Source organism: Xanthomonas sp. F4, assembly GCF_011761895.1.
On the sequence record NZ_JAASQX010000007.1, the window covers coordinates 179,107 to 205,456 of the forward strand.

Here is a 26,350-nt window from a genome sequence, read left to right on the forward strand (position 1 = left end):
CTTTTTGTACGTCCGCCACGTGCGCGTCCACCCGCGTCGTCGCCGACGCAGCGCAGGCGCCACGCGTTCTCGCGCCGACCGAAACCCGGGATACTGGTGCACCCACCACGGAGATCCCGGATTGCCGACGCTCGCCCAGATCCTCGAAAGCTTCGACCCCGCCGCGGGATTCGACGTCCCCGCCAGCTGGCGGCAAGGCCGTACCGCCTTCGGCGGCCTGTCCGCGGCGCTGGCGCTGCAGACCGCGTTGCGCACGGCGCCGTCGACGTTGCCGCCGCTGAAGTCGGCGCATATCGGGTTCGTCGGCCCGGCCGATGGCACCCTGCGCTTCGATGCGCAGGTGCTGCGCCAGGGCAAGTCCGCCACTTCGGTGGGCGTTGATTGCCTGGCGGACGGGCAGGTCGCCTTGCGCGCGGCGCTGCTGTTCGCGCAGCCGCGCGCCAGCCGCATCGCCCACGACTTCCTGCCGGCGCGGCCGGCGGTGGTCGGCCCCGACGCGGCGACGCCGATCGCCGACAGCGCGGCGACCCCGGCCTTCGTCGCCAACTTCGACATGCGCCTGGCCGGCGGCGCGCTGCCGCTGTCCGCCGCGGCCGACCCGGAATTGCTGGTCTGGGCGCGCCATCGCGACCCCGGCGGCGTGGACCCGAGCGTGGCCCTGGTCGCGCTGGGCGACTGCCTGCCGCCCGCCGCGATGACCTGCTTCACCGAGCCGGCGCCGGTCAGCTCGATGACCTGGAGCCTGGACTTCCCGCAGCCGGCCAGCGCCGGCGACTGGTTCCTGCTGCGTTCGGCCAGCCGCCATGCCGAGGACGGCTACTCGCTACAGGACATGCAGATCTGGGACACGGCCGGGCGGCTGGTGCTATGGGGCAGGCAGACGGTGGCGCTCTACGCGTGATCGCGGCAGCGGCGGCCGCGCCCAGGACCTGTCCTCCTGGCATGCCGCGCCGCACCGCGATTGCGTATGCCTGCGGCAAGGAAGCGCGAGAATGTGGACGTCCGTCCACGCCCGCGCGATGACGCGGCCGTGGACCCGCGCGACCGCAGCTCTTCGGGTTGGGCCTGGCGGATCCAGCGCGGCGTACTCGGAGATGGAGGCCCCACCCTGGTCAGGGTGTGCGCTGGCGCCGACAATAGCGCCCTCCCTCGCTCCGCCTGCCCGATGACTGCCGACGACCGCGACTCCCTGCGCCAGGATCTGCGCGCCCGCCGCCGCGCGCTCTCGGCGCCTGTACGCCTGGCCGCCGCCGACGCGCTGGCGCAGCGCTTGCTGGACCTGCCGTTCGCGCCGCAGCACGGCCATGTCGGCGGCTATTGGGCAATGGACGGGGAGATCGCGCTGCACCGCTGGCAACTGTCGTTGCCGGACACGGTGCAGTACTGCCTGCCGATGCTCAGCGGCGCCACCCTGCGTTTCGCGCCGTGGCGCCCCGGGCAGCCGCTGCGGGCCAACCGCTACGGCATTCCCGAACCCGACGTCGACCCGGCCGCGACCCTGGCGCCGGCACAGATGGCGCTGGTGGTGGCGCCGCTGGTGGGCTTCGATGCCGCCGGCGGGCGCCTGGGCATGGGGGGCGGCTGGTATGATCGCAGCTTCGCTTTCCGCCAGCGGCAGGCGCCGCCGCCCTGGCTGGTCGGGGCCGCCTTCGACGCACAGCAGGTCGCGGCCTTGCCGCTCGCGGCCTGGGACGTGGCGCTGGACGCGGTCTGCACCGAATCCCTCACCCTGTCGACCGCGCACGATTCCCCCGCATGACCGCACGCACCCGCTATTGGCTGATGAAGTCCGAACCGGACGCCTTCTCGATCGACGACCTGCAGCGGGTCGGCACCGAACCCTGGAACGGCGTGCGCAACTACCAGGCGCGCAACTTCATGCGCGACGGCATGAAGGTCGGCGACGGCATCCTGTTCTACCACTCCAACTGCAAGGTGCCGGGCATCGTCGGCGTGGCGCGCGTGGCCAGCCAGGCCTATCCCGACGCCACCCAGTTCGACCCGTCCTCCGACTACCACGACCCCAAGGCCACCCCGGAACAGCCGCGCTGGTACCTGGTGGACGTGGCGTTCGAGCGCAAGCTGGCGCGCACCATCGCGCTGGACGAGATCAAGCAGCACGCCGACGCGCTGGGCGAGGGCTTCCCGCTGGTCGCCCGCGGCAATCGCCTGTCGGTGTTCCCGGTCAGCGCCGCGCAGTGGAAGCTGCTGCTGTCGCTCGAGTAGCCGGGATTCGGGATTTGGGATTCGGGATTCGCCCGGTCCCCATCCGCCGACCCGCTTTTCACGAATCTCCAATCCCGAATCCCCACTCCCGAGCTCTCCAAATGTCAGAAGCCAAACGCCTTGCCGCCGAGAAAGCCATCGACTACGTCCAGGACGGGATGATCGTCGGCGTCGGCACCGGCTCCACCGTCGCCTATTTCATCGACGCGCTGGGCCGCATCGGCCACCGCATCAAGGGTGCGGTGTCCAGTTCCGAGCAAAGTACCGCGCGCCTGCGCCAGCACGGCATCGAGGTGCTGGAGCTGAACCACACCGGCAACCTGTCGCTGTACGTGGACGGCGCCGACGAGTGCGATCCGAACAAGTGCCTGATCAAGGGGGGCGGCGCGGCGCTGACCCGCGAGAAGATCATCGCCGAGGCCAGCGAGCGCTTCATCTGCATCGTCGACCCCAGCAAGCAGGTGCAGACCCTGGGCGCGTTCCCGCTGCCGATCGAGGTGATCCCGATGGCGCGCAGCCTGGTCGCCCGCGAGATCCTGGCGCGCACCGGCGGCCAGTCGGTGTGGCGCGACGGCGTGATCACCGACAACGGCAACGTGGTGCTGGACGTGCACCACCTTTCGATCACCGACCCGGTGGCGCTGGAGCGCGAACTGAACCAGATCCCCGGCGTGGTCTGCGTCGGCCTGTTCGCGCGCCGCCCGGCCGACGTGGTGATCGTCGGCGGCGAGCCTCCGCGCGTCCTGTAGGACGCGCGGCGGGATTGGGGAGTCGGGATTGGGGATTCGCAAAGGCAGGATCTCGGCTTTTACGAATCCCCAATCCCGACTCCCCAATCCCCGCTCTCTTGACTCGTCACGCACCATGCAACAAGGTGCGCGCTGTCCTCCTCGCCCCGGCCCTGCCATGTCCCTCATTCGCGCTTGCTGCGTCCTTCTCCTGCTCGCCCTCAGCGGCTGCGCCAGTGCCGGCGGCGACCATTGGGTGGAACTGGGCGGACACCGCTACGACGTGGAACTGGCGCAGAACGATGCGACCCGCGCGCGCGGGCTGATGTTCCGCGATCAGATGGAAGCCGACCACGGCATGCTGTTCATCCACGACCGCGAGGAACCGCAGGCGTACTGGATGAAGAACACCAAGATCCCGCTGGACATCCTGTACTTCGACAACCAGCGCAAGCTGGTGGCGCAGCAGCGCGACGTGCCGCCGTGCTCGGCCGGCGACGCCTGCCCGCCCTACCCCAGCAACGCGCCGGCGCGCTACGTGCTCGAACTCAACGCCGGCCAGGCCGAGCAGTTGAAGCTGCAGGACGGCACCGAACTGCGCTTCGGCCCCGGGATTCCGCAGGGCCGCTGATCGCCCGACGCGTCGGCCCGGGTCGGGAAAAGATCCCGCGACAACGGCGCTGAACCCGACACCGCTGTCGGGAACCGCCGGACTTGATCGGGCCCGGCTTTGCCGCCAGTCTTGGGCCATGGCCGCCCGATTGACATTGCCGAGCTGGAATACCCTGGCCGCTCTGGACGACGATGCCCTGCCGCTGCTGGCGACCGCCCTGCTGATCGCCCGCGACGAGTATCCGGAGCTGGATGCCGCCCATTACGACACCCTGGCGCAGAGCCACGCCGACCACCTGCGGCACGAGGTGGCGATGATCGAGCAGTGGCCGCTGAAGATGGCGGCGATCAATCGCCACCTGTTCGAAGAACTGGGCTATAGCGGCAACCACGACGAGTATTACGACCCGCGCAACAGCTACATGAACCAGGTGTTCGAGCGGCGCCTGGGCAACCCGATCTCGCTGGCGCTGGTGCAGATGGAAGTGGCGCGGCGCCTGGACATCCCGCTCGACGGCGTGTCCTTCCCCGGGCATTTCCTGGTGCGCTTGCCGGTGGACGACGGGCTACTGGTGATGGACCCGTTCAACGGTGGTCGCCCGTTGGCGGTGGAGGAGTTGCGCGAGCGCGCGCGGCCGCACATGGGCGGCGAAAGCCCGGACGACCGTGCCCTGCTGCAGATCCTGGACCCGGCGCCGCACCGCGCGATCCTCGCCCGGGTCCTGCGCAACCTGCATGGCCTGTATGCCGAACGCGACGAGTGGGACCGCGCCGCGCGCAGCGCCGACCGCGTGCTCAAGCTGATGCCGGACCAACCCGAAGCCCTGCGCGACCGCGGCATGGCCTACCTGCAGATGGACTACGTGCCCGGCGCGCGCCGCGACCTGGGCCGCTACCTGCAACTGAACCCCGAGGCCTCCGACGCGCTGCCGATCCGCGAACGCCTGGTGGAGCTGAGCGCCCGCGCGCAGCGGATGCATTGACGGCGGGGATTCGGGAGTCGGGAGTCGGGATTGGGGATTCGCAAGAGCGGCCATCCGCTATGTGCAAGTCGTCCTGAGCATCTTCAGCCTGGAAGCCCTCAAGAGAAAGCAGCGTCGCTCAGCGACGCGTCAGGTCACGCCGCAGCCGCTCTTGCGACTCCCCAATCCCGACTCCCCATTCCCAGCGCTCAATCCATCTCCACCATTTCGAAATCGTCCTTGGTCACGCCGCAATCCGGGCAGGTCCAGGTGTCGGGCACGTCTTCCCAGCGGGTGCCAGGAGCGATGCCTTCTTCCGGCAGGCCGTCGGCCTCGTTGTAGATGAACCCGCAGACGACGCACATCCAGGTGCGATAGGTGGTGGCGGTGGCGTCGCTCATTGGATAATCGCAGGTCACAGTCGGACGGAACGGCATTGTCCCATCGCCGCCGACGCATCGGAAGGCTTGGCCATGAACGCATCCCCGGCGCCGCGCGGCGTGTACCTGATCACCCCCGACGAGGCCGATGGCGCGCGCCTGCTTGCGCGGGTGACGCCGCTGCTGGACCAGGGCGTGACCTGGCTGCAGTACCGCAACAAGCGCGCCGACGCGGCGCAGCGGCGGGATCAGGCGGCAGCGCTGCAGGCGCTGTGCGCGCAGGCAGGGGTGCCGCTGATCGTCAACGACGACGTCGCGCTGGCGCAGGCGGTGGGTGCGGCCGGCGTGCACCTGGGCGAGGACGACGGCGACCTGGCCGCTGCGCGCGCCGCGTTGGGACCGCAGGCGTTGATCGGTGCGTCCTGTTACGACGACCTGGCCCTTGCCCGCAGCGCCGCGGCGGCCGGCGCCAGCTATGTCGCCTTCGGCGCATTCTTCCCCACCCGCAGCAAGGTCACCACGCGCCGCGCCGCGCCCGACCTGCTGCGCGAAGCGGCGGCACTGGGCCTGCCGCGCGTGGCGATCGGCGGCCTGACCCCGGAGAACGCACGCCCGCTGGTCGCGACCGGCGCCGACCTGCTGGCGGTGATCAGCGGCGTATTCGATGCGCCCGACCCGCGCGTGGCGCTGGCGGCGTACCGCGCCTGCTTCGACTGAGGTGGCAGCGCCTTTCCTTCTCCCACCGGGACCATGGCCCCCTTTTCGGGGGAAGGTGCCCCGCAGGGGCGGATGAGGGGCCGGGCGCAGCCTCGTGCACCCAAACATCGCAAGTCGCTGCGCGCCGGACCCTCACCCCAACCCCTCTCCCGACGGGAGAGGGGCTTTGGCTTCTCCCTTCTCCCACCGGGAGAAGGTGCCCCGCAGGGGCGGATGAGGGTTCGGGCGCAGCCTCGTGCACCCAAACATCGCAAGTCGCTGCGCGCCGGACCCTCACTCCAACCCCTCTCCCGACAGGAGAGGGGCTTTGGCTTCTCCCTTCTCCCACCGGGAGAAGGTGCCCCGCAGGGGCGGATGAGGGTACGGGCGCAGCCTCCTGCACCCAAACATCGCGAGCCGCTGCGCGCAGGACCCTCACCCCAACCCCTTCCCGGCGGGAGAGGGGCTTTGGCTTCTCCCTTCTCCCACCGGGAGAAGGTGCCCCGAAGGGGCGGATGAGGGTCCGGGCGCAGCCTCGTACACCCAAACATCGCGAGCCGCTTCGCGCCGGGCCCTCTCCCCAACCCCTCTCCCGGCGGGAGAGGGGCTATGGCCTCTCCCTTCTCCCACCGGGAGAAGGTACCCCGCAGGGGCGGATGAGGGTCCGGGCGCAGCCTCGTGTACCCAAACATCGCGAGCCGCTTCGCGCCGGACCCTCACCCCAACCCCTCTCCCGGCGGGAGAGGGGCTTTGGCCTCTCCCTTCTCCCACCGGGAGAAGGTGCCCCGAAGGGGCGGATGAGGGTGCGGGCGCAGCCTCATGCCCCCAAACATCGCAAGTCGCTGCGCGCCGGACCCTCACCCCAACCCCTCTCCCGACGGGAGAGGGGCTAGCGCTGCTCGATTGCAGGCAGCAGATCACGGCGCAGCACCGGCCGCGACGGGTCGGCAACATGGCGCATGTCGGCGGCAGCCGCGACAATAGACCGCCTCGCTCCGCGCCAGGCCGATCGGCCGGGCCAGCATCGCCAAGGATTCCCGCTCATGAACCATTCCCGCTCGCACGCCCTGTTCACCCAAGCGCAGTCGCTGATTCCCGGCGGCGTCAATTCGCCGGTGCGCGCCTTCAAGTCGGTGGGCGGCGAGCCGTTCTTCGTGCAGCGCGCCGATGGCGCGTACCTGTACGACGTCGACGGCAACCGCTACATCGACTACGTGGGCTCGTGGGGGCCGATGATCGCCGGGCACAACCATCCGGCGGTGCGCGAAGCGGTGCAGCACGCGATCGGCGATGGGCTGTCGTTCGGCGCGCCGTGCCCGGCCGAGGTGACGATGGCGCAGACCATCACCCGGCTGGTGCCGTCCTGCGAGATGGTGCGCATGGTCAACTCCGGCACTGAGGCCACGCTGTCCGCGGTGCGGCTGGCGCGCGGCGCCACCGGGCGCAACCGCATCGTCAAGTTCGAAGGCTGCTACCACGGGCATGGCGACTCGTTCCTGGTCAAGGCCGGCAGCGGCATGCTGACCCTGGGCGTGCCGACCTCGCCGGGCGTGCCGGCGGGCCTGAGCGAACTCACCGCCACCCTGGCCTACAACGATGCCGAGGGCGCCACCGAACTGTTCGAACGGATCGGCCAGGAGATCGCTGCGGTCATCATCGAGCCCGTCGTCGGCAACGCCAACTGCATTCCGCCGCGTCCGGGCTATCTGCAGCACCTGCGCGACCTGTGCACGCAGCACGGCGCACTGCTGATCTTCGACGAAGTAATGACCGGTTTCCGCGTCGCCCTGGGCGGTGCGCAGGCGCACTACGGGGTGACGCCGGACCTGACCACCTTCGGCAAGATCATCGGTGGCGGCATGCCGGTGGGCGCCTATGGCGGGCGCGCCGAGCTGATGCGGCAGGTGGCGCCGTCCGGGCCGATCTACCAGGCCGGCACGCTCAGCGGCAATCCGGTGGCGATGGCCGCGGGGCTGGCGATGCTGGAGCTGATCCAGGCGCCGGGCTTCCACCAGCGCCTGGACGCGGCCACCGCGCAGCTGTGCGCCGGCCTGGAAGCCGCCGCGGCGGCGGCCGGCGTGGCGGTCACCACCAACCAAGTCGGGGCCATGTTCGGGCTGTTCTTCACCACCGAGAAAGTCGAGACCTATGCGCAGGCCACCGCCTGCGACACCGCCGCGTTCAACCGCTTCTTCCACGCGATGCTCGAGCGCGGCGTGTTCCTGGCGCCATCGGCCTACGAGGCCGGCTTCGTCTCCAGTGCGCACGACCAGGACGTGCTGGAGGCCACCCTGGCCGCGGCGCGCGAGGCGTTCGCGGTGGTCGCCGCCGGCTGAGATGCCGGCGCAGCGGCTATTGCACAACGACAACGCGCTACGCCGATGGCCGGCGCAGCGCCGCTACGCTGGATCAGCCGAACACGAACTTGCCCTTCATCATCGCCCAGTGCCCCGGGAACGAGCAGAAGAAGGTGTAGTCGCCGCCCTTGCTCAGCTTGGCGGTGGAGAACTTGACCGTGTCCGACTGCCCCGCGCCGATCACCTTGGTGTGGGCGATGATCCGCGGATCGTTCTTGGGCAGGTAGTTGTCGGCCAGGCTGGAACTGGTGCCGGCATTGGCCACCGCCTGGAAATCCGGCGTCTTGGTCAGCACCCAGTTGTGGCCCATCACCGCGGCGGCGAGCTTGCCGCTGTGCTTGAGCGTCACCGCCACCTCGGTGCAATCGGCCGCGACCTTGATCTGGGTCTGGTCGAAGGACATCTGGTCGGTGCCGGTGATGGTCACCGCGCAGGTCTTGGCCCAGGCGGCAGGTGCGAACGCGAGGCCGGCAAGGACGAGCAGCAGGGACGGAAACTTGGTGTTCAAGGTGGATTCCTCGGCAAGAAAAACGACATTGCGCCGCGGCAGGTCGCGCGCGCGGCGGCGTGCCCCGACTGTCCGCCGGCCCGCGATGGCTTGTCAACGACAAGCGATGGCGCGTTGCATCATCGGCACGCACCACGGCGCGCGGCGATGACCGCGAGACGCAGCTCGATCTGCGCAGATGACGCGCCGCGCCCATGGCGCTTGCCACCACTTTCGCAGGCCCACCCATGTCCGCCATGATCCGCGCGCAGCCGGCGCTGCTGCTGCTCGATTTCGATGGCGTGCTGGCGAACTACACGCGTGCTGCACGCATCGCCGCGCTGGCCGCGCACTGTCGCTGCGAGGCCGCGCAGGTGCGCGAGGTCCTGTTCGGTTCCGGGCTGGAGACCGCCTACGACGGTGGCGAACTGGACACTGCGGCCTACCTGCAGCGGCTGAGCGAAGGCCTGGGCGCTGCCGTGGACGTGGACGCCTGGATCGCCGCGCGCGTGGCGGCCAGCCGCGCCGATGCCGGCGTGGTCGCGCAGGTGCTGGCGCTGGCCGAACGCCTGGCCATCGGCGTGCTGACCAACAACGGCGCGCTGATGGCGCAGGCGATGCCACAGATCGTGCCGGCGCTGTTCCCGCTGCTGCACGGGCGCGTGCTGTGCAGCGGCAGCCTGGGCGGGCGCAAGCCGGATGCCGCGGTGTACCGACAGGCGCTGGCGCACTTCGGCGTCGCCCCGCGGCAGGCGCTGTTCATCGACGACCTGTTCGTCAACGTGCGCGGCGCCCGCGCGATCGGCATGGCCGCGGAAACCGCCAGCGGCACGCGTGCCCTGCGCCGCGCGCTGGCGCGGCACGGGCTGGGGTGAACCGGTTTCAGCGTGCGGCGAGGTAGGCGCGCAGCGCGCTGCGCAACCGCGTCAGGCCTTCGCTCAGTTCGGCATCGGTGAGGTTCAAAGACGGCACGAAGCGCAGCACGTCCGGGCCGGCCTGCAGGGTCAGCAGACCATGCGCGGCGGCGTGGTCGAGGATCGTCCCGGCCTGACCGGCGTGCGCCGGCGCCAGCACCGCACCGAGCATCAGGCCGCGTCCGCGAACCTGCGAGAACAGCGCGAATTCGTCGTTGAGCGCCGCCAGGCCCTTGCGCAGCGCTGCCGACTGCCGCGACACGTTGGCGGCGATCGCCGTCGAAGCCAGCTTGCGCAGCGCCACCCGCGCCACCGCCGCGGCCAGCGGGTTGCCGCCGAAGGTGGTGCCGTGCGCGCCGAACTGCATGGTCTCGGCGACCTTGGGCCCGGCCAGCAGCGCGCCGATCGGGAAACCGCCACCCAGCGCCTTGGCCAGGGTCACGATGTCCGGCGTCACCTGATCCTGCCAGTGCGCGAACAGGGTGCCGGTGCGACCCATGCCGCACTGGATCTCGTCCAGCACCAGCAGCGCGCCGTGGTGATCGCACAGCGCCCGCACCTGCGCCAGGAAGCCCGGCGCCGCCGGCATCACCCCGCCCTCGCCCTGCACCGGCTCCAGCATCACCGCGGCCACGTCGCCGCCGGCCATCGCCGTTTCCAACTGCACGATGTCGTTGAAGTCCACGTAGCGGAAACCGCCGGGCAGCGGCTCGTAGCCTTCCTGGTACTTGGGCTGCGCGGTGGCGGTCACCGCGGCCAGGGTGCGGCCATGGAAGCTGCCGCGGAAGGTGACGATCACCCGCTGCTGCGGCGGACGACCCTGCGCGGTGGCCCACTTGCGCACCAGCTTGATCGCCGCCTCGTTGGCCTCGCTGCCGGAGTTGCACAGGAACGCCCTCTGCGCGAAGCGCGAGGCCAGCACCAGTTCTTCGACCAGGCGCAGCGGCGGCTCGCTGTAGAACACGTTGCTGGTGTGCCACAGCTTGCCGGCCTGTTCGAGCAGCGCCGCATGCAGATCCGGATCGTTGTGGCCGAGCCCGCACACGGCGATGCCGGCGGACAGGTCGATGTAGTCGCGTCCCTCGCTGTCCCACACCCACGCGCCCTGGCCGCGCTCCAGCACCAGCTGGCGCGGACGGTAGATCGGCAGGGCATAGCGTTGACCGAGGGCGATCAGGTCCGCGGCGGAGGAAGCGGTCATCGGGGGAACATCCTGCGGGAGAGCAGTCGATTATAAGACCGTCGGCAGCGCACGGCCGGCGACTGCCGGCCGCCGTCTGGACCGACGGGGCAGCCGGCTGCCGTGCCACACCGCCGCCGCCCGCGCGCGTGCCGCAGCAACCCCACCACGCCGTTGCTCGACATGTGGGAGGGACTTCAGTCGCGACGCTTCAGCGCTACGGCGTCGGGGCTGAAGCCCCTCCCACAAGGGATTCTCCAGCAACCGCGTCGCATCCGATCAGGACGCCGCCTGCAGCGGCGTGCGCGCCCGCGGCTGCAATGCGGCTCGGGTAGCATGGGCGCATGCGCTTTTTCCTCGATCCCCAACTCGCCCCGGCGACCGAGCACGGCTGGCGGCGCCGTTGGTTCGACATCATCTATCGGCACGACACCCGGGCGTCGCGCAACTTCGACCTGTTGCTGGTCGCGGCGATCCTGGCCAGCGTCGCGGTGATCCTGGCCGACAGCGTGCCGGCGCTGCACGCCCGCCACGCGGACACCCTGTACGTGCTGGAGTGGGGCTTCACCGCGCTGTTCACCGCCGAGTACGCGTTGCGCCTGGCCACGGTGAAGCGGCCGCTGCGCTACGCGCTGAGCTTCTGGGGCGTGATCGACCTGTTGTCGACCTTGCCCACCTACATCTCGTTTCTGCTGCCTGGCGCGCAGACGCTGCTGGTGGTACGCGTGCTGCGGGTGCTGCGGCTGTTCCGCATCCTCAAGCTGACCCGCTATGTCGAGGAAAGCAGCCTGCTGGTCGACGCGTTGTGGCGCAGCCGGCGCAAGGTGTTCGTGTTCCTGTTCACGGTGATCACCCTGGTGGTGATCTTCGGCGCATTGATGTACGTGGTCGAAGGCCCAGCGAACGGATTCACCAGCATCCCCACCGCGATGTACTGGGCGGTGGTGACGATGGCCACCGTCGGCTTCGGCGACATCGCCCCGCTCACGCCGCTGGGCCGCGCCATCACCTCGGTGCTGATCCTGATCGGCTACAGCATCATCGCCGTGCCCACCGGGATCTACACCGCCGAACTGGCCAACAGCCTGCGCGATGTCGACCGCAGCCGCGCGCCGGATCAGCGCACCTGCGCACACTGCGGCCTGCAAGGCCACGACCGCAACGCCGGCTATTGCCGGGGCTGCGGCCAGGCGTTGCCCGATACCGCGCCCTGAGCCATTACCAGACGCCGGTATTCGGCATCGACGCCCACGGTTCGGCCGGCGCCAGCGCTTCGCCCTTCTGCAGCAATTCGATCGAGATCAGGTCGGGGCTGCGCACGAAGGCCATGCGCCCATCGCGCGGCGGACGGTTGATGGTCACGCCGAGCGACTGCAGGTGCGCGCACAGGGCGTAGATGTCGTCGACCTCGAAGGCCAGGTGGCCGAAGTTGCGGGCGCTGCCGTAGTCCTCGTCCGAGCCCCAGTTGTAGGTCAGTTCGACCTCGGCCTCCGGGTTCTGCGGGGCGCCAAAGTACACCAGGGTGAACTTGCCGGCTTCATTCTCGATACGGCGGGTTTCGTGCAGGCCCAGGCCTTCGGTGAAGAACTTGCTGGTCTTCTCCAGGTCGTGGACGCGGATCATGGCGTGCAGATATTTCATCGTGACAGCTCCGTGTGGGGGATCAGGCGCGCACCGTGCCGCGATGGCGCGCGAAAAGGGTGCATAGGGTAGCGCCGGCGGCGTGCAGGCATGGCGACGCCGCGGCGGGACCGGTTCAGCGGAAATAGCAGGCCTTCAACGGCAGCGCCGCCGCGCCCACCGCGCTGGCATCGGCCGTGGCGGCGGCCGGCAGCAGCAGCGGCAACGGCCGCGCCTGGCCGCGCCGCGGCTGGTTGTCGATGCGCACGTGCGGAATCAGCCGCGTCGCCAGTTCGCGCGGCATGCGCCCGCCGAACACCACCGCCTGCGGATCGAAGATCGCCACGATCGCCGACACGATCAGCGACAGGCCCGGCGCGACCCGTGCGATCCAGCGCTCGATCGCCGGCCACGCCGGATCGTAGGCCGCCAGCAGCGCGCGGATGTCGGGCAGCGCGATGCCGTCCTCGGCCAGCAATTGCCGCAACAGCTCCAGCGTGCCGCGCTCCAGCCCCTGCTGCGGCAGCATGCCGGCGAACTCGCCGGCGTTGCCGTGCGCGCCGCGCAGGCAGGCGCCGTCGATCACCACGCCGCCGCCCAGGCCGTAGTTGAAGTGCAGATAGGCGAAATCGCGGTACTGGCGGCCGATGCCGAGCAGGCTCTCGCCCGCCGCCGCCACCGTGCCGTCGTTGTCCACCCACACCGGCAGCCCAAGCGCCTCGGCCAGCCAGTCGCCGATCGACAGCTCGCCCAGCGCACGCAGCGGCTCGGGCGGGTTCATGTGCACGCCGTCCTCGACGAAGAAGCCGGTCATCGCCACGCCCGCGCCCAGGCGCGGACCGAGCCCGGCACCGGCAGAGGCCGTCAGCGTGGCATCGGCCTCGCGCAGTTGCGCCAGCAGCGCGGCCGGCTCGGTCGAACGCAGCGCATGCTCGGCGGTGGCGCGGATCTGTCCGCTGAAATCCAGCAGCGCCAGCGACAGCGCGTCGGTCGCGATCGCATAGCCGACGGTGTGGCCGTAGCCGGGATTGAGCGCGATGCCCGCGCCCGGTTTGCCGCGGCCTGCGTGCGCCAGCGAGGCGCCGATCGCGACCAGGCCGCGCTCGGCCAGCGCGTCGACCAGACGCACCGCCGACTGCACGGTCAGCCCGGTGCTGCGGCTGAGATCGGCGCGGGTGGCGGTGCCGGCCAGGCGCAGGCGATCGAGCATGTGCCGCTCGTTGTCGCTGAGATCGGCATGGACGGCGTGGCGGGACTCGGGAAGATGCGGCAAGGCGACGGCGACAGGAGCGGGCATAGGCGGCGGTGGCGTGAAGACCCCGGCAGCATAGCCGCGCCGCACGCCGTCATTGCGGCGCCAACCGCGATTGGGTGGAACAGAGCGTTTTCGCGGCGCGCCGCAGCGCGCCGCGATCGTCCGATCCATGTCGTCCCTGCCCGAAGCGCGCAGCCGCATCGCGTCCGGTCAGCCGACCACGCCGGGCCTCAGTCCAGGAACAGGTCCGGCAACAATGGCTGCGACGGATCCAGCGCATAACCGGACAGATCGTGCACGCCGGCCTCCGCCAGCACCGCATCGTCGATCAGGAACTGGCCATGGAAGCCGGCGGCCGGCCGGGTCAGCACGGCGTGCGCGGCGTCGGCCATGATCTCCGGGCGGCGGCCATTGCCGGCCTCGACGCCGGGGATCATGTTCAGCGCCTCGGTGGCGATCAGCGTGCGCGGCCACAGCGCATTGACCGCCACGCCCTGCGGACCGAACTCGCCGGCCAGGCCCAGGGTGACCAAGCTCATGCCCATCTTGGCCAGGGTGTAGCCGGTATGCGGCGCCCACCACTTGGGATCCAGCGACGGCGGCGGCGCCAGGGTCAGGATGTGCGGGTTGGCGCTGCGCAGCAGATGCGGCAGGCAGGCCTGCGCGCACAGGAAACTGCCGCGCGCGTTGACCTGCTGCATCAGGTCGAAGCGCTTCATCGGCGTGTCCAGCGCCCCGCGCAGCCAGATCGCGCTGGCGTTGTTGACCAGGATGTCGATGCCGCCGAAGGCCTCCACCGTCGCTGCCACCGCCGCGCGTACCTGTTCCTCTTCGCGAATGTCGCACTTCAGCGCCAGCGCGCGCCCGCCGGCCGCCTCCACCGCCGCCGCGGCGCTGTGGATGGTACCGGGCAGCTTGGGATTGGGCACCGCCGACTTCGCCGCGATCGCCACGTTGGCACCATCGCGCGCCGCACGCAGCGCGATCGCCAGCCCGATGCCGCGCGAGGCACCGGTGATTAGGAGGGTTTTGCCTTGTAAGGTCACGGGATTGGGGATTCGGGAATGGGGATTCGCCAAAGCTTAGCGCCTTTGCCGTCTGCGCCAGGACAGCTTCGGACAGCAGCCATTCGCTCTTGCCAATCCCCAATCCCCAATCCCGAATCCCGGCCCGTCAGGGCTTCGGCCCCTGCCCCTCGTTGTCTTCCCACTTGAGCAGGCGCCGGGTCACGAAGCGGTACACCGGCTTGCCGCTGGCGAACCACAGTTCGCGCACCCAGGAATGGCGCTTGAGCAAGCGCCGCTCGATCGGGGTGAGCGCGTGCGCGCAGTACATGCGCTTGTGCTTGAGCAGGTGGCGCAGATCCTCGCGCGCCAGCAGGCGCATCCAGCGCGAGCGCGGCGCACCGCGCACGGCAAGCTGGAAATCGATCAGCGCCGGGCTGCCGTCCGCCAGTACCAGCCAGTTCGCTTCCTTGGCCAAATCGTTGTGCGCCACGCCGCGCCGGTGCACCTGCTGCAGCAGGCGCCGCGCGGCGCGGAAATAGGCTAGGTCGCCGCGCGGCGGGCGCTGGTACATCGCCGCGCCGTCCAGGTAGCTGCGATCCAGAAAGGTGCCGTCCCAGCCGCGCAGTTGCGGCGTCGCGGCCATGCCATCCAAGTGCCGCAAGGCGAGCGCCTCGCGCCGCGCCAGCCACCACGCCGGCAGCCGCAGCCACCACGGCGAGGCGGTGAGATCGCGGCGCACGAAACGCGCCTCGCCCTCGCCCAGCAGCAGGATGCGGCCGAAGCTGTCGGCCTTGAGGATCTGGACGGTGCGGGGAGCGGCGGCGGGCATCCGGCCAGTGTAGAGCGTGCGCTGCCGTTTGCGCGGCGGACCGGTGCCCTGCCAGGCCATCGTCATGGGTCATCGACCCAGCCGGGTGAGAGAGCACGTTAAGCTTGCGAGCGATCCACGCGGCATCTCCCCCATGAGCTCCAACGACCTGTTCCTGCTGTTCACCGCACTCTTCAGCGTCATCGCCCTGGTCCTGCTGATCGTGGCGCGCCCCAAGCTGCATCCGCTGCTGGCGCTGCTGTTGGTGTCGCTGGCCGCCGGCCTGGTCGTCGGCATGCCGATGGACGCGCTGCTGCACGCCGTCGCCACGGGGGCGGGCAAGACGCTGGGGGCGGTGGGCCTGGTGGTGGCGCTGGGTGCGATGCTCGGCAAGCTGCTGGCGCAGGCGGGCGTGACCGACACGCTGGCCAACGCGATCCTGCGCCGCGCCTCGCCACGCGCGCTGCCCTGGGCCATGGCCGGTGTCGCCTTCATCGTCGGCATTCCCATGTTCTTCGAGGTCGGCCTGGTGATCCTGCTGCCGCTGATCTTCGGCGTGGCCCGCAAGCTGCAAGCGCAGCGCCAGGTCAGCGGCTCGGCCTATGCCTACGTGGGCGTCCCGGTCATCGCCGCCCTCGCCGCCATGCACGGCATGGTGCCGCCGCACCCTGGCCCGCTCACCGCCATCGCCACGCTGGGGACCAGTGTGGGCGCCACCATGCTCTACGGCTTCATCGCGGCCATTCCGGCCATCGTCCTGGCCGGACCGCTGTACGGCCGCTACATCGCGCGGCATATCCAGGCCGAGCCGGACGCGGCGCTGCTGGCACAGTACGCGTCGGCCGACGCCGCGGACGGTGACGCATCCGCACAACGCGCGCCGCCTGCCTTCGGCCTGGGCGTGCTGGCGGCGCTGGCGCCGGCCCTGCTGATGCTGTGCCACGCCGTGGCCGAGATGCTGTTGCGCAAGGATTCGGCAGTACTGCATGCCACGGCCTTCGTCGGCCACCCCATCGTCGCGATGCTGCTGGGCGTGCTGTTCGCGCAGGTCGCGTTGCGGCCGGGTGCGCCGGCCGCGCTGCGCAAGACCCTGGGCGACAGCGTCAAGCCCGTCGCCGGCGTGCTGCTGATCATCGCCGGCGGCGGCGCCTTTCAGCAGGTGCTCACCGATGCCCATGTGGGCGATGCGATCGTGCACATGAGCCAGCAATTGGCGTTGTCGCCACTGCTGCTGGGCTGGCTGATCTCGATGCTGCTGTCGGTGTCCACCGGCTCGGCGACGGTCGGCGTGGTGGGCGCCGCGGGATTGCTGGCGCCGCTCGGCAGCGCCGAACCCACGCTCAATCTGCCGTTGCTGGCGCTGTCCATCGGCTGCGGCTCGCTGTTCTTCAATTACGCCAACCATGCCGGCTTCTGGCTGGTGAAGGAATCCTTCGGCATGAGCATGGGCGAGGCGACCAAGACGATCTCGGTGGTGCAATCCATCGTGGCGCTGGTGGGGCTGGGGATGGTGCTGCTGCTGAACCTGCTGCCGCCGCTGGCATGAGCCGTTGCGACGGCCGTGCGGCGTCGCCCTCGCCTTGCGACGGGCTGCCGCAGCGCGGCGGACCTGGAGGATCCGAACGGTGCGGGCCGCCGCGGCGGGCGTTGCCGCGGCGTGGACAGACCGTCATCGCCTGCCCTCTATAATCGCCCGATGAATGCCTCATGGACCGATGCCACGCTGGAGTGGATCGCAGCACACCCCATCCTGGCCGGCGCGGTCATCTTCGCCATTGCGTTCTGCGATGCGGTCATCATCCTCGGCACCCTGGTGCCGGCGCTGCCGCTGCTGTTCGCGATCGGCGTGCTGATCGGCCTGGGCCAGATCTCCGGCCCGTATGCGGTGGTCAGCGCCGCGCTCGGCGCGCTGATCGGCGATGCGCTCAGTTACTGGGTCGGTTACCGCTGGGGCGACCGGTTGCGCACCTACTGGCCGTTCCGGCGCTACCCGCAGCTGCTCGACCGCGGCGAGGCGATGTTCCGCCGCAATGCCTTCAAGAGCATCCTGGTGGCGCGCTACGTCGGCGCCATCCGTCCGTTCGTGCCGGCGGTGGCGGGCATGATGAAGATGCCGCTGCGGCGCTATCTGCTGCCCAGCAGCGTGGCCGCGGTGACCTGGTCGCTGCTGTTCCTTGGACCGGGCTGGCTGCTGGGCCAAGCCTACGACGCAGTGGCCGCGGTCGCCGGGCGCCTGTTCCTGGTGCTGGGCCTGCTGGCGCTGGCGCTGGGCCTGGTGTGGGCGACCGTGCTGTACGGCTACCGCTGGTCGGCCGGGCACATGGACGCGCTGCTGGCGCGGGCGCTGGACTGGTCGCGCCGGCATCCGGTGCTGGGCCGCTATTCGATCGCGGTGTTCGACCCGCAGCGGCGCGAATCGGTGCCGCTGGCGATGCTGGCGGTGATGCTGCTGGCGCTGGGCTGGGGCTGGTTCGCGCTGCTGATGGTGGTGGTGGCGCACGGCGAGCCGCTGCGCCTGGACCTGGCGGTGCACGACCTGATGCTGGCCCTGCGCAACCCGCTGGCCGACTACCCGATGACCGCCCTGGCCTCGCTCGGCAACTGGCAGGTGCTGGTGCCGCCGACCGCGCTGGGCCTGCTCTACCTGGCCTGGCGCCGGCGCTGGATGGCCGCGGCGCACTGGCTGGCGGCGCTGGCGTTCGGCCTGGCCCTGACCAAGCTGCTCGGCGCCACCGTGCACGTGGTGCGCCCGCCGGCGGCCAGCAGCGGCTTCGGCTTCCCCTCGGTGGCGGTGACCATGGCCACCATCAGCTTCGGCTTCTTCGCGGTGCTGATCGCGCGCGAGCTGCCGGGGCGCTCGCGGGTGTGGCCGTACCTGCTGTCGGGCGCGGTGGTGACCCTGATCGGCTTCGCCCGCCTGTACCTGGGCGCGCACTGGCTCAGCGACGTGGTCGGCGGCATGCTGTTCGGCATCTTCTGGCTGCTGGTGCTGGGCATCGCCTACCGCCGCCGCTTCAACCGCGGGTTCTGGATGAAGCCGCTGGCCTGGCTGTTCTACGGCGGCTTCGCGATCGCCGCGCTGTGGTACGCGCCGCGCCAGCTGGAACGCAAGCTGGCCAAGTTCGAACCGCCGCCGCCGCAGGTGACGCAGCTGGCGGACGCGGCCTGGTGGCAGCACGACTGGCGGATGCTGCCGTCGCGGCGTAACGAGTTCGACGACGACCAGCGCTGGCCGCTGGACATCCAGGTCGCCGGGCCGCTGGCGCCGCTGCAGCGCCAGCTCGAAGCGGCCGGCTGGCGCGTGCAGCCGCAGGCCGGCTGGCAGCAGGCGCTGCAGTTGCTCGACTACAAAGCCACGCCCGCGCAGGTGCCGGTGCTGCCGGCGACGCTGGACACGCGGGTGGAATCGCTGCTGATGCTGCGCCCTGGCCCGAATCCGGACGAGCTGTACGCGCTGCGCCTGTGGCCGGCGCCGGCGCGCCTGCAGCCGGGCAACGTGCCGCTGTGGCTGGGCAGCGCGCAGAGCCTGCGCTACGAACGCCACTTCAACCTGATCGGGTTGTGGCGGCCGCTGCGCGGCGCCGATCCCGCGCTCACCGCGGTGACCGAGGCGCTGCACGCGCTGCCCACGCGCAGGGACATGCACCGCCGCAGCGAGATCCCGGTGCTGCTGGTGCGCAGCGATGGCGAGGCGCCGCCGTCGCCCTGAGCGGCAGCGGTACGCCTCAGCCTCGAACCGGTCGGCGCCGCGCCGGTGCAGCGCTGCCCTGCGGACGCCGACGCGCGACGATGGCGGCTATTTCACCTCGACCCGGATCGAACGCGAGTCGGTGGCACGATCCTCCCAATGCCGCGAGTAGATGAGATTGATCGTGCCGCTGCCGTGATCGGTGGCCTTGAAGGTGTAGGTGACATTGCTGGGGCAGCCCATGCGGCCCGTGGCGCAGGCCGTGCCGGGTGCATGCTCGATGTCGAGCAGCGCCAGCGACGCGGGCAGGCTGCGCAAGGCCCAGGCGCTGCCGGTCGACCCATTCTCGGAGAGGGTCACCGCGAACAGTTGCCCGCGCTGCAGGGCGAACGGCTTCATCGATGGCGTCAGGCAGGTCTTCGGCGGCACCTGATCGGCATTGCCGGTGACCAGGGCGATGGAGCCGCGCGGACAGTCGGGCTGGCTGGCGGTGGGATTGGAGGCCGGCTCGACGGCGATGGCCGGCAAGCTCAGACAGCCGCCGGCGGACAGCAACAACAGCAAGAAGGAACGCCTCATACGAAGTCCTCGATCATGCGTGGATAGGACGTCAGGCCGCCGTGGCGGGATGCCGTTGCCGGCAGCCGAGCGCGGCCGCCGATCGCCGCCAAGCGTCGCCTGCGCCTGCTAGCGGCGCGCTGAACGCCGAATGCGAAGAGTGCGTGGGACGCCTGGGTGTAGCCGATCGAGGGCAGCGCGTGGCAATCGTGGCTGATGGCTACGCCGATGCCGCCGCCGTGCTCTACGCGCAGACCAGGACGGCGATGCCGCCCTCGCCGCCTCGCTCAGGGAATCCAGGCCAGCAACTGATCCAGCCGCGCGTGCGGGTCGTCTTCCTGCAGCAGCGACAGGCGTTGGCGTTCGTCCAGCGGCAGCAGTTCGGCCATGCGCCAGCCGACCCAGGCGGCCTGGTCGAGTTGCCGCGGACCGGCCAGCGGGTACACCGCGGCGGCCTGGTCGAGGATGCTGTCGAGCACGGTCGCCAACAGCGCGTGCTGCGGACGCAGTTCGTCGTCGCCATCGGCCTCGCGCCATTCCACGTCGCCGACGACGAGGCCGTTGTCGCGGACCCGGCTGCGCAGCACGTGGAAGCGCCGCGCGCCGCGCAGGCTCAGCACCAGCACGCCATCGGCGCCGACGTCGAAATCGACGATGCGCGCCTCGGTGCCGAACGCCGCCGGCACCGCCGCGGCGCCGGTCTCGCTGCCGTCCAGGATCAGGCAGACGCCGAAGCCGCTGTCGGTACGCCCGCATTCGCGGACCAGGTCCAGATAACGGCGCTCGAACACCCGCAGCTTGATCGAAGCGCCGGGCAGCAGCACCGCGTGCAGCGGGAACAGCGGCAGCGGGGTCCGCTGCGCGCTCATGCGCCGGCTCCGCCGTGCGCGGCGAGACTCATTGCAGCGCCGCCAGGAAGCGCCGCGGTGCGCCGTCGAAACCGCCGTTGGACATGAACACCACATGGTCGCCGGCGCGCGCCTGCGCCTGCAGCGCCGCCAGCAAGGCGTCCACGTCGGCCGCCGCACAGGCGTCGCCGCGCACCGCGGCGATCACCTTGCCGGCATCCCAGGCCAGCTCCGGCCGCTGCAAGAACACCACCGCGTCGGCGGCGTCCAGCGATGGCGCCAGCGCCTGGGCATGCGCGCCCAGCCGCATCGAATTGCTGCGCGGCTCCATCGCCACCACGATGCGCGCCGCGCCGACCTTGGCGCGCAGGCCTTCGAGCGTGGTGCGGATGGCGGTGGGATGATGGGCGAAGTCGTCGTACACGGTGATGCCCTGCGCCTGGCCGAGCACCTCCAGGCGCCGCTTGACGCTGCGGAAGCGCGCCAGCGCCGGCATCACCTGCGCCGGCGCCACGCCTACCGCGTGCGCCGCGGCGAGTGCGGCCAGCGCGTTCATCACGTTGTGGCGGCCGAGCAGCGGCCATTCCACCTCGCCCAGCTCGCGGCCCTGCTGCAGGACCGCGAAGCGGCTGCCATCGGCGGCGATCAGGCGTGCGCTCCACTCGAAGGCCGGATCGAAGCCGAAGCGCTCGACCGGGGTCCAGCAGCCCATCGCCAGCACCTCGCGCAGATGCGCATCCTCGCCATTGACGATCAGCCGGCCGCGGCGCGGCACGGTCCGCACCAGATGGTGGAACTGGCGCTGGATCGCGGCGACGTCGGGGAAGATGTCGGCGTGGTCGTACTCGAGGTTGTTGAGGATCGCCACCAGCGGCCGGTAGTGCACGAACTTGCTGCGCTTGTCGAAGAACGCGGTGTCGTACTCGTCGGCCTCGACCACAAACAGCGGCCGGCCCGCCAGGGCCGGCCCCTGATCCCCTTCTCCCCCCGGGAGAAGGTGGCGCGAAGCGCCGGATGAGGGTTCGGCAGCCCTAGCCCTCTGCCCCAGCCGCGCGGAGACGCCGAAATCCTCGGCCACCCCGCCGATCAGGAAGCCCGGTTCGCGCCCGGCCGCCTGCAGCAGCCAGGTCAGGATGCTGGTGGTGGTGGTCTTGCCGTGGGTGCCGGCCACCGCCAGGGTGTCGCGCCCCGGCAGCACCTGCTCGCTCAGCCACTGCGCGCCGGAGGTGTAGGCGCGCCCGGCATCGAGCACCGCCTCCACCGCGGCATTGCCGCGCGACAGCGCGTTGCCGACGATCACCTGGTCGCAGTCCGCGGCGATGTGCTCGGGCAGGTACCCCTGCTTCAGCGCGATACCCAGGTGTTCCAGCTGCGTGGACATCGGCGGGTAGATCGCCTGGTCGCTGCCCTCGACCGTATGGCCGAGTTCGCGCGCCAGCGCGGCGACACCGCCCATGAACGTACCGGCGATGCCGAGAATATGGATCTTGCTCATGGTCCGATTGTCGCCGATCCCCCGACGCACGCAAACCGGCGGCGCAGCCGGCCCCTGGCCGTGGGAGGCGCTGCATTGGGCGGCGCGGAGTTGGCTCGCCGCTGCGCAGTCAAGTAGGAAATCCCCCACATCGACTGGGGAAAGTTCCCGATAGGCAAGTCGGGAGCGGACGCTGAAAATGAACGGGCCAGCCTCGACACCCTGTGGTTCTACTCCCCAAGAGACCATCCCCAAGGGAGCTCATGTCGTGGGGCCCTGAGCAAGCCCGTTCGCTGGCACCTTCTTCCGGATCCCACACCGTGTGTGGCGTGGATCGTGTGCGCGTGCCTGTCGCGTTGCTGCGCAAGGCGTGCGCCTGATGTCAGTGGATCGGGCAATGCCCTGCGCTGTCTGCACGTCCGGCGCCCGCTGCGGGCGCCGGCGTGCCAGGTGGCCTCAGCGGCCGATCGCCGCCAGGATGCGGGCGAGCACGTCGTCCTGCGAGCCGACGCCGTCCACGCGCGCCAGCGTGCCGCGCTTGTCGTAGAAGCCGATCACCGGCGCGGTCGAATCGGTATAGACCTGCAGGCGCTTGCGCACCGACTCGGGGTTGTCGTCCTCGCGGCCTTCGGCCTTGGCGCGACCGGCGATGCGCTCGACCAGCAGCTCGTTGGCCACGTCCAGCTGCACCACCGCGTCCAGCGGCTGGCCGAGCTTGGCCAGCAGTTCGTCCAGCGCGCCGGCCTGGGCCAGGTTGCGCGGGTAGCCGTCGAGGATGAAACCGTTACGCACGTCGTCGCGGCCGAGGCGCGATTCGAGCATGCCCAGCAGGATGTCGTCGGAGACCAGATCGCCGCGCGCCATCACTTCCTTGGCTTGCACGCCCAGCGGAGTGCCGGCGGCGACTTCGGCGCGCAGCAGATCGCCGGTGGAGATGTGTGGAATCTGCAGCTTGTCCTTCAGGCGGGCCGCCTGCGTGCCCTTGCCCGATCCGGGCGGTCCCAACAGCACCAATCGCATCAACCTGACTCCTCGAGGAAAGTACCGTGCGCGGCCGGCGGCGTTAGACTCGGGGGCCACGCCTGCGCTGCGCCGCAAGATCCCCAGCTTACCGCATCCAGGCAATGTCCCGGCAATGTCCCCACCCCAGGAGCGAGTCCCGACCATGGCCCAAGGCACCCTGCTGTACGCCCAGTCCGGCGGCGTCACCGCCGTCATCAACGCCAGCGCCGCCGCCGTCATCGGCGAAGCGCGGGCGCGCAAGGTCAAGGTGCTGGCCGCGCGCAACGGCATCCTCGGCGCGCTGCGCGAGGACCTGATCGACACCTCCAAGGAATCGGCGGCGGCGATCGCCGCACTGGCCCACACCCCCGGCGGCGCGTTCGGCTCGTGCCGCTACAAGCTCAAGTCGCTGGAGGCCGACCGCGCCAAGTACGAGCGCCTGCTGCAGGTGCTGCAGGCGCACGACGTGCGCTACTTCCTCTACAACGGCGGCAACGATTCGGCCGACACCGCGTGGAAGGTCTCGCAGCTGGCGCAGGCGTTCGGTTATCCGCTGCACTGCATCGGCGTGCCCAAGACCATCGACAACGACCTGGCGGTCACCGACACCTGCCCGGGCTTCGGCTCGGCCGCCAAGTACACCGCGGTGTCGGTGCGCGAGGCGGCGCTGGACGTGGCGGCGATGGCCGAGACCTCGACCAAGGTATTTGTCTACGAAGCCATGGGCCGCCATGCCGGCTGGCTGGCCGCCGCCGCCGGACTGGCCGCGCAGTCGCCGGACGACGCGCCGCAGATCATCCTGTTCCCCGAACGCGCCTACGACGAGGCCGCGTTCCTGGCGCAGGTGCGCAAGGTGGTGGACAAGGTCGGCTGGTGCGTGGTGGTGGCCAGCGAAGGCATCCAGACCGCCGACGGGCGCTTCGTCGCCGATGCCGGCGGCGGCACCGACGCGTTCGGCCACAGCCAGCTCGGTGGCGTGGCCGCGTACCTGGCCGGCAAGGTCAAAGCCGAACTCGGCTACAAGGTGCACTGGACCCTGCCCGACTACCTGCAACGTTCGGCCCGCCACATCGCCTCGCGTACCGACTGGGAGCAGGCGCAGGCGGTCGGCAAGGCCGCGGTGCAGTTCGCGCTGAAGGGCATGAACGCGGTGATGCCGGCGATCGTGCGCAGCAGCGACGCGCCGTACCGCTGGAAGATCGAGGCCGCGCCGCTGGCCAAGGTCGCCAACCACGAAAAGAAGATGCCCGCCGGTTTCCTGCGCAAGGACGGCTTCGGCATCACCGAGAAGGCGCGCCGCTACCTGCAGCCGCTGATCCGCGGCGAAGCGCCGCTGCCGTACGGCAGCGATGGCCTGCCCAAGTACGTGGCGCTGAAGAACGTGGCGGTGAAGAAGAAGCTGCCGGCCTGGGAGGGGTGACCCGGCCTGCGCGCACCTGCCACTGCGACGCAGCGGCGCAAGCCGAGGCGCGCGTGGCGCATGAGGATGGCGCCACCGCCAGCGAACCCGTTGCCGAACGCCGCAGCGAACGCGGCGGCTTCGCTTCATCGCGCTTGCCGTCCCCGCCATGCCGTTCTGGGCGCCCGCGCCGCGCGTCCTGGCGACTGCCTGGCGCCGGTTAACGCGGATGCAGCGGGTCCATTCCCATCGTGGCGTCAGCCCTAGCGCGCGTCGCGTTCCTGGATGGCATAGCGAACCGGCACCGACGGCAGCATCAACGCAGGGGCGGCGGTGCCCGGCGCGACCAGCGCTTGGTCCACCGCGATCGCGTCGTCGCCCTCGCGCTCGACGAAGGCCTGGACCAGGCGCGTGCCGGCCGTCGGCAACAACGCCTGCGGGATCGGACTCGGCTTGCGGCCCATGCCCTCCAGCCATTGCGGACGCCCGGCGACGAGCGTCGTGCGCGGGTGCACCACCTGCAGATCGACCGAACCCGCGAGCAGGCCTACCGTCAGCGGCTTGCCGTGCCGCATCAGCACCACGGATCGGCCATGGGTCTTGGGCTCGGCGATGGCATACAGGTCGGCATCGGGCCGATTCATCGGGATCGGCGACAAGCCCGCCTGGTCGATGGTCAACGGGTCGATTCCCGTGGCGCGCTTGAGCCGCTGCGCCATCATCTCGACCTTTCCGCCCTCGGCCGCGATCGGCCGTTCCGCGACATGGTGTTCGCCGGCATAGATCAGGATCTTGCCGCCGGCGGGAGCTTGCTTGAGCGCGCGCCGGACCAGATTGTCGGCCTGGTCCTGTTCCCGCTGCGCCTGCGCCTGGCCGGGATCGTCGGCATACTCCGTGCGCGTGGTTTCGTACGACACCGGGCGGTAGCCCAGCGCAAGCGACTGGCGCAGGAAATCGGCGAAGACCGGATCGTGCAGGTAATAGCCGCTCGGCTGCCGCACATAGCCGTCTTTCGAGAGCGCCGCCATCTTGTCGCGCGACACGGCATCGTCGGCATCGCGCTTCAACGCCTCCACCGCCAGCGTCGTGTAGCCGAGCGGACGCAAGGCGCGCGCGACCTCCAGCGCGAACGCGCGGCCGCGCGGATCGAGATGGTTCTCGTCGAGGATCACGATGCTGGTCCGGCGCGCGCGGCGGACGATCTCCGCAAGCGCGGAAACGCCGTGCGCGCCACGCAAGTCGGCGAGTTGTTCCTTGGGCACGTGGAAGTCCGCCGTCTTGGCCGGATTGAACGTCGGCATGCCGGTCATGCACGACATCACCTGCGTCCATTGGTCGAACACGTCCGCATCCTTGATGTCGGTCGCCGATGCGACACCGAGATGCGCCAGCAGGCCGAACGAGGCATCCAGATAGCGGCCATGCATGGCATCCTGCACGGATTGGTCGTTGGCGGCTTGAACACGCTTCGCCTCATCGGCCTCATCCGCCGCCGGCGAGGCCGCCGCGGAAGGCATCGCGGCCATACTCGCGGCTGACGCCGTCATCAGGAGCAGGCTACCGACGATCGATTGAAACCGCATAATGGATGCTCAGGCTTCTGGCGCGTTCGTCACTATTGCGGGGAACCTCGCGGAAGGCAAGAGCGAAAACGGCGCACACGATCGGCAGGAAACGAGAAAGCACCAGAATGCGCTTCGATTGGCACAACGGCCCGATCGCCCGCGCAACGCCGGTGGAAGACAGCTATCGCACGACGCAGGCCATGCGCCGCTTCCTGGCGCATGCGTGGCCAACGTCAGGTTCGATCGTGTCTTCATGGCGTGGATCAAGGACGGCGCGTCCAAGAACAGGGGGCGAGGTCGCCGACGAATGGCTGCGCCGGCGGCAAACAGGATCCGAACCGACTCGATCAGTCTGCATGCAACTGCATGCTGCATACGTTCGATGAAAACCAGAGACGGCCCACGGCAACATGCATCAGCCGCTGAGACACCTACGTTCGGCGACGCCGCTACGGCGCCGACGATGGCGACCGATACGAGCGTGCAAGCGATCGAGCCGGTCAGGGAAACTCGCCCGACCAGCCGATGTCACTGCCCCGCATCGGCAACGCGGCATGCGCAGCGGCTGATTCCGCAAGGAATGT

26 protein-coding genes are annotated in these 26,350 nt (G+C 70.3%); 14 read left to right on the top strand and 12 right to left on the bottom strand.

From position 1 onward, the window contains the following. The first annotated feature begins 121 nt into the window (after positions 1-121). The 6 genes from FHR66_RS18770 (at position 122) to FHR66_RS18795 (ending at position 4,549) form a co-directional block, all read left to right on the top strand. Positions 122-901, top strand: coding sequence for an acyl-CoA thioesterase (locus tag FHR66_RS18770; RefSeq protein WP_167088030.1), 780 nt, complete (start codon positions 122-124; stop codon positions 899-901). Between the two features lie 264 nt (positions 902-1,165). Further along, positions 1,166-1,759 carry a 5-formyltetrahydrofolate cyclo-ligase gene (locus FHR66_RS18775; protein WP_160965346.1) on the top strand — a complete coding sequence of 198 codons (594 nt, stop codon included), beginning with the start codon at positions 1,166-1,168 and terminating at the stop codon, positions 1,757-1,759. After that, positions 1,756-2,226: an EVE domain-containing protein gene (locus tag FHR66_RS18780; protein ID WP_017915860.1), complete on the top strand. Its 471-nt coding sequence runs from the start codon at positions 1,756-1,758 to the stop codon at positions 2,224-2,226. Before FHR66_RS18775 ends, FHR66_RS18780 begins: the two co-directional genes overlap by 4 nt. A 101-nt stretch (positions 2,227-2,327) precedes the next feature. Continuing rightward, positions 2,328-2,975 carry a ribose-5-phosphate isomerase RpiA gene (rpiA, locus tag FHR66_RS18785; protein ID WP_160965344.1) on the top strand — a complete coding sequence of 216 codons (648 nt, stop codon included), beginning with the start codon at positions 2,328-2,330 and terminating at the stop codon, positions 2,973-2,975. Positions 2,976-3,132: 157 nt separating this feature from the next. Further along, positions 3,133-3,585 carry a DUF192 domain-containing protein gene (locus FHR66_RS18790; RefSeq protein ID WP_160965342.1) on the top strand — a complete coding sequence of 151 codons (453 nt, stop codon included), beginning with the start codon at positions 3,133-3,135 and terminating at the stop codon, positions 3,583-3,585. 49 nt (positions 3,586-3,634) lie between these two features. Continuing rightward, complete coding sequence (locus FHR66_RS18795; RefSeq protein ID WP_425612942.1) at positions 3,635-4,549, top strand: SirB1 family protein; 915 nt, start codon at positions 3,635-3,637, stop codon at positions 4,547-4,549. 188 nt (positions 4,550-4,737) lie between these two features. Here FHR66_RS18795 and FHR66_RS18800 read toward each other — a convergent pair whose 3' ends face one another. Next, the gene (locus FHR66_RS18800) at positions 4,738-4,929 is read right to left on the bottom strand and encodes a rubredoxin (protein WP_160965338.1); all 192 of its coding nucleotides are present in this window, start codon (positions 4,927-4,929) and stop codon (positions 4,738-4,740) included. Positions 4,930-5,001: 72 nt separating this feature from the next. Between FHR66_RS18800 and thiE the strand changes: the two genes are divergently transcribed. Together thiE and hemL are read left to right on the top strand one after the other, a co-directional pair. Continuing rightward, the gene (thiE, locus tag FHR66_RS18805; RefSeq protein ID WP_160965336.1) at positions 5,002-5,625 is read left to right on the top strand and encodes a thiamine phosphate synthase; all 624 of its coding nucleotides are present in this window, start codon (positions 5,002-5,004) and stop codon (positions 5,623-5,625) included. A gap of 1,022 nt (positions 5,626-6,647) precedes the next feature. Then, entirely contained in the window at positions 6,648-7,940 is a 1,293-nt protein-coding gene (gene hemL / locus FHR66_RS18810; RefSeq protein WP_160965334.1) for a glutamate-1-semialdehyde 2,1-aminomutase, read from the top strand. A 73-nt stretch (positions 7,941-8,013) separates the two neighbouring features. On the opposite strand, the gene azu is transcribed toward hemL, so the two are convergent. Continuing rightward, positions 8,014-8,445, bottom strand: coding sequence for an azurin (azu, locus tag FHR66_RS18815; RefSeq protein ID WP_184447448.1), 432 nt, complete (start codon positions 8,443-8,445; stop codon positions 8,014-8,016). 260 nt (positions 8,446-8,705) lie between these two features. Here azu and FHR66_RS18820 point away from each other — a divergent pair, with 260 nt between their 5' ends. Next, positions 8,706-9,323, top strand: coding sequence for an HAD-IA family hydrolase (locus FHR66_RS18820; RefSeq protein ID WP_160965462.1), 618 nt, complete (start codon positions 8,706-8,708; stop codon positions 9,321-9,323). 7 nt (positions 9,324-9,330) lie between these two features. Here the strand turns inward: FHR66_RS18820 and FHR66_RS18825 are convergent, their stop codons facing one another. Then, on the bottom strand, positions 9,331-10,563 hold the full coding sequence (locus FHR66_RS18825) for an acetylornithine transaminase (protein ID WP_160965330.1): 1,233 nt from the start codon (positions 10,561-10,563) through the stop codon (positions 9,331-9,333). A 323-nt stretch (positions 10,564-10,886) separates the two neighbouring features. Here FHR66_RS18825 and FHR66_RS18830 point away from each other — a divergent pair, with 323 nt between their 5' ends. Continuing rightward, positions 10,887-11,756, top strand: coding sequence for an ion transporter (locus FHR66_RS18830; RefSeq protein WP_160965329.1), 870 nt, complete (start codon positions 10,887-10,889; stop codon positions 11,754-11,756). 4 nt (positions 11,757-11,760) lie between these two features. Here FHR66_RS18830 and FHR66_RS18835 read toward each other — a convergent pair whose 3' ends face one another. The 4 genes from FHR66_RS18835 to FHR66_RS18850 form a co-directional block, all read right to left on the bottom strand. Further along, positions 11,761-12,183, bottom strand: coding sequence for a VOC family protein (locus FHR66_RS18835; protein WP_160965328.1), 423 nt, complete (start codon positions 12,181-12,183; stop codon positions 11,761-11,763). A gap of 115 nt (positions 12,184-12,298) precedes the next feature. Next, entirely contained in the window at positions 12,299-13,459 is a 1,161-nt protein-coding gene (locus FHR66_RS18840; protein WP_202394567.1) for an ROK family transcriptional regulator, read from the bottom strand. A gap of 188 nt (positions 13,460-13,647) precedes the next feature. Continuing rightward, the gene (locus FHR66_RS18845; protein ID WP_160965327.1) at positions 13,648-14,463 is read right to left on the bottom strand and encodes an SDR family oxidoreductase; all 816 of its coding nucleotides are present in this window, start codon (positions 14,461-14,463) and stop codon (positions 13,648-13,650) included. Positions 14,464-14,590: 127 nt separating this feature from the next. Continuing rightward, a complete protein-coding gene (locus tag FHR66_RS18850; protein ID WP_160965326.1) occupies positions 14,591-15,253 on the bottom strand; it encodes a serine/threonine-protein kinase in 663 nt (220 codons plus the stop codon). Positions 15,254-15,386: 133 nt separating this feature from the next. Between FHR66_RS18850 and FHR66_RS18855 the strand changes: the two genes are divergently transcribed. Next, on the top strand, positions 15,387-16,778 hold the full coding sequence (locus FHR66_RS18855; protein WP_160965325.1) for a GntP family permease: 1,392 nt from the start codon (positions 15,387-15,389) through the stop codon (positions 16,776-16,778). Positions 16,779-16,928: 150 nt separating this feature from the next. Beyond that, entirely contained in the window at positions 16,929-18,941 is a 2,013-nt protein-coding gene (locus tag FHR66_RS18860) for a bifunctional DedA family/phosphatase PAP2 family protein (RefSeq protein WP_167088032.1), read from the top strand. An 87-nt stretch (positions 18,942-19,028) separates the two neighbouring features. Here FHR66_RS18860 and FHR66_RS18865 read toward each other — a convergent pair whose 3' ends face one another. From FHR66_RS18865 to FHR66_RS18880, 4 genes are all read right to left on the bottom strand, one after another. After that, positions 19,029-19,499, bottom strand: coding sequence for a protease inhibitor I42 family protein (locus FHR66_RS18865; protein WP_160965323.1), 471 nt, complete (start codon positions 19,497-19,499; stop codon positions 19,029-19,031). 266 nt (positions 19,500-19,765) lie between these two features. Next, positions 19,766-20,347, bottom strand: coding sequence for an LON peptidase substrate-binding domain-containing protein (locus FHR66_RS18870; protein ID WP_160965322.1), 582 nt, complete (start codon positions 20,345-20,347; stop codon positions 19,766-19,768). Positions 20,348-20,375: 28 nt separating this feature from the next. After that, positions 20,376-21,821 carry a UDP-N-acetylmuramate:L-alanyl-gamma-D-glutamyl-meso-diaminopimelate ligase gene (gene mpl, locus FHR66_RS18875; RefSeq protein WP_160965321.1) on the bottom strand — a complete coding sequence of 482 codons (1,446 nt, stop codon included), beginning with the start codon at positions 21,819-21,821 and terminating at the stop codon, positions 20,376-20,378. A 435-nt stretch (positions 21,822-22,256) separates the two neighbouring features. Continuing rightward, positions 22,257-22,820, bottom strand: a complete 564-nt coding sequence (locus FHR66_RS18880; RefSeq protein ID WP_160965320.1) for an adenylate kinase — start codon at positions 22,818-22,820, stop codon at positions 22,257-22,259. A 145-nt stretch (positions 22,821-22,965) separates the two neighbouring features. Here FHR66_RS18880 and FHR66_RS18885 point away from each other — a divergent pair, with 145 nt between their 5' ends. Continuing rightward, the gene (locus FHR66_RS18885) at positions 22,966-24,222 is read left to right on the top strand and encodes a 6-phosphofructokinase (protein WP_160965318.1); all 1,257 of its coding nucleotides are present in this window, start codon (positions 22,966-22,968) and stop codon (positions 24,220-24,222) included. A 242-nt stretch (positions 24,223-24,464) separates the two neighbouring features. On the opposite strand, the gene FHR66_RS18890 is transcribed toward FHR66_RS18885, so the two are convergent. Next, on the bottom strand, positions 24,465-25,784 hold the full coding sequence (locus FHR66_RS18890; RefSeq protein WP_160965316.1) for an energy-coupling factor ABC transporter ATP-binding protein: 1,320 nt from the start codon (positions 25,782-25,784) through the stop codon (positions 24,465-24,467). 107 nt (positions 25,785-25,891) lie between these two features. Here FHR66_RS18890 and FHR66_RS21190 point away from each other — a divergent pair, with 107 nt between their 5' ends. Continuing rightward, a complete protein-coding gene (locus tag FHR66_RS21190; RefSeq protein WP_221236156.1) occupies positions 25,892-26,152 on the top strand; it encodes a DUF6434 domain-containing protein in 261 nt (86 codons plus the stop codon). Positions 26,153-26,350 lie beyond the last annotated feature (198 nt).

Excerpts from the sequence above, each read along its gene's own strand:
- FHR66_RS18820 (WP_160965462.1), top strand. The coding sequence starts at position 8,706 with ATGATCCGCGCGCAGCCGGCGCTGCTGCTGCTCGATTTCGATGGCGTG.
- FHR66_RS18850 (WP_160965326.1), bottom strand. The coding sequence starts at position 15,253 with ATGCCCGCCGCCGCTCCCCGCACCGTCCAGATCCTCAAGGCCGACAGC.
- FHR66_RS18780 (WP_017915860.1), top strand. The coding sequence starts at position 1,756 with ATGACCGCACGCACCCGCTATTGGCTGATGAAGTCCGAACCGGACGCC.
- rpiA (WP_160965344.1), top strand. The coding sequence starts at position 2,328 with ATGTCAGAAGCCAAACGCCTTGCCGCCGAGAAAGCCATCGACTACGTC.
- FHR66_RS18825 (WP_160965330.1), bottom strand. The coding sequence starts at position 10,563 with ATGACCGCTTCCTCCGCCGCGGACCTGATCGCCCTCGGTCAACGCTAT.
- FHR66_RS18880 (WP_160965320.1), bottom strand. The coding sequence starts at position 22,820 with ATGCGATTGGTGCTGTTGGGACCGCCCGGATCGGGCAAGGGCACGCAG.
- thiE (WP_160965336.1), top strand. The coding sequence starts at position 5,002 with ATGAACGCATCCCCGGCGCCGCGCGGCGTGTACCTGATCACCCCCGAC.
- FHR66_RS18830 (WP_160965329.1), top strand. The coding sequence starts at position 10,887 with ATGCGCTTTTTCCTCGATCCCCAACTCGCCCCGGCGACCGAGCACGGC.
- FHR66_RS18860 (WP_167088032.1), top strand. The coding sequence starts at position 16,929 with ATGAATGCCTCATGGACCGATGCCACGCTGGAGTGGATCGCAGCACAC.
- mpl (WP_160965321.1), bottom strand. The coding sequence starts at position 21,821 with ATGAGCAAGATCCATATTCTCGGCATCGCCGGTACGTTCATGGGCGGT.
- hemL (WP_160965334.1), top strand. The coding sequence starts at position 6,648 with ATGAACCATTCCCGCTCGCACGCCCTGTTCACCCAAGCGCAGTCGCTG.
- FHR66_RS18870 (WP_160965322.1), bottom strand. The coding sequence starts at position 20,347 with ATGAGCGCGCAGCGGACCCCGCTGCCGCTGTTCCCGCTGCACGCGGTG.
- FHR66_RS18775 (WP_160965346.1), top strand. The coding sequence starts at position 1,166 with ATGACTGCCGACGACCGCGACTCCCTGCGCCAGGATCTGCGCGCCCGC.
- FHR66_RS18835 (WP_160965328.1), bottom strand. The coding sequence starts at position 12,183 with ATGAAATATCTGCACGCCATGATCCGCGTCCACGACCTGGAGAAGACC.
- FHR66_RS18800 (WP_160965338.1), bottom strand. The coding sequence starts at position 4,929 with ATGAGCGACGCCACCGCCACCACCTATCGCACCTGGATGTGCGTCGTC.
- FHR66_RS18885 (WP_160965318.1), top strand. The coding sequence starts at position 22,966 with ATGGCCCAAGGCACCCTGCTGTACGCCCAGTCCGGCGGCGTCACCGCC.
- FHR66_RS18840 (WP_202394567.1), bottom strand. The coding sequence starts at position 13,459 with ATGCCCGCTCCTGTCGCCGTCGCCTTGCCGCATCTTCCCGAGTCCCGC.
- FHR66_RS21190 (WP_221236156.1), top strand. The coding sequence starts at position 25,892 with ATGCGCTTCGATTGGCACAACGGCCCGATCGCCCGCGCAACGCCGGTG.
- FHR66_RS18890 (WP_160965316.1), bottom strand. The coding sequence starts at position 25,784 with ATGCGGTTTCAATCGATCGTCGGTAGCCTGCTCCTGATGACGGCGTCA.
- FHR66_RS18790 (WP_160965342.1), top strand. The coding sequence starts at position 3,133 with ATGTCCCTCATTCGCGCTTGCTGCGTCCTTCTCCTGCTCGCCCTCAGC.
- FHR66_RS18855 (WP_160965325.1), top strand. The coding sequence starts at position 15,387 with ATGAGCTCCAACGACCTGTTCCTGCTGTTCACCGCACTCTTCAGCGTC.
- FHR66_RS18865 (WP_160965323.1), bottom strand. The coding sequence starts at position 19,499 with ATGAGGCGTTCCTTCTTGCTGTTGTTGCTGTCCGCCGGCGGCTGTCTG.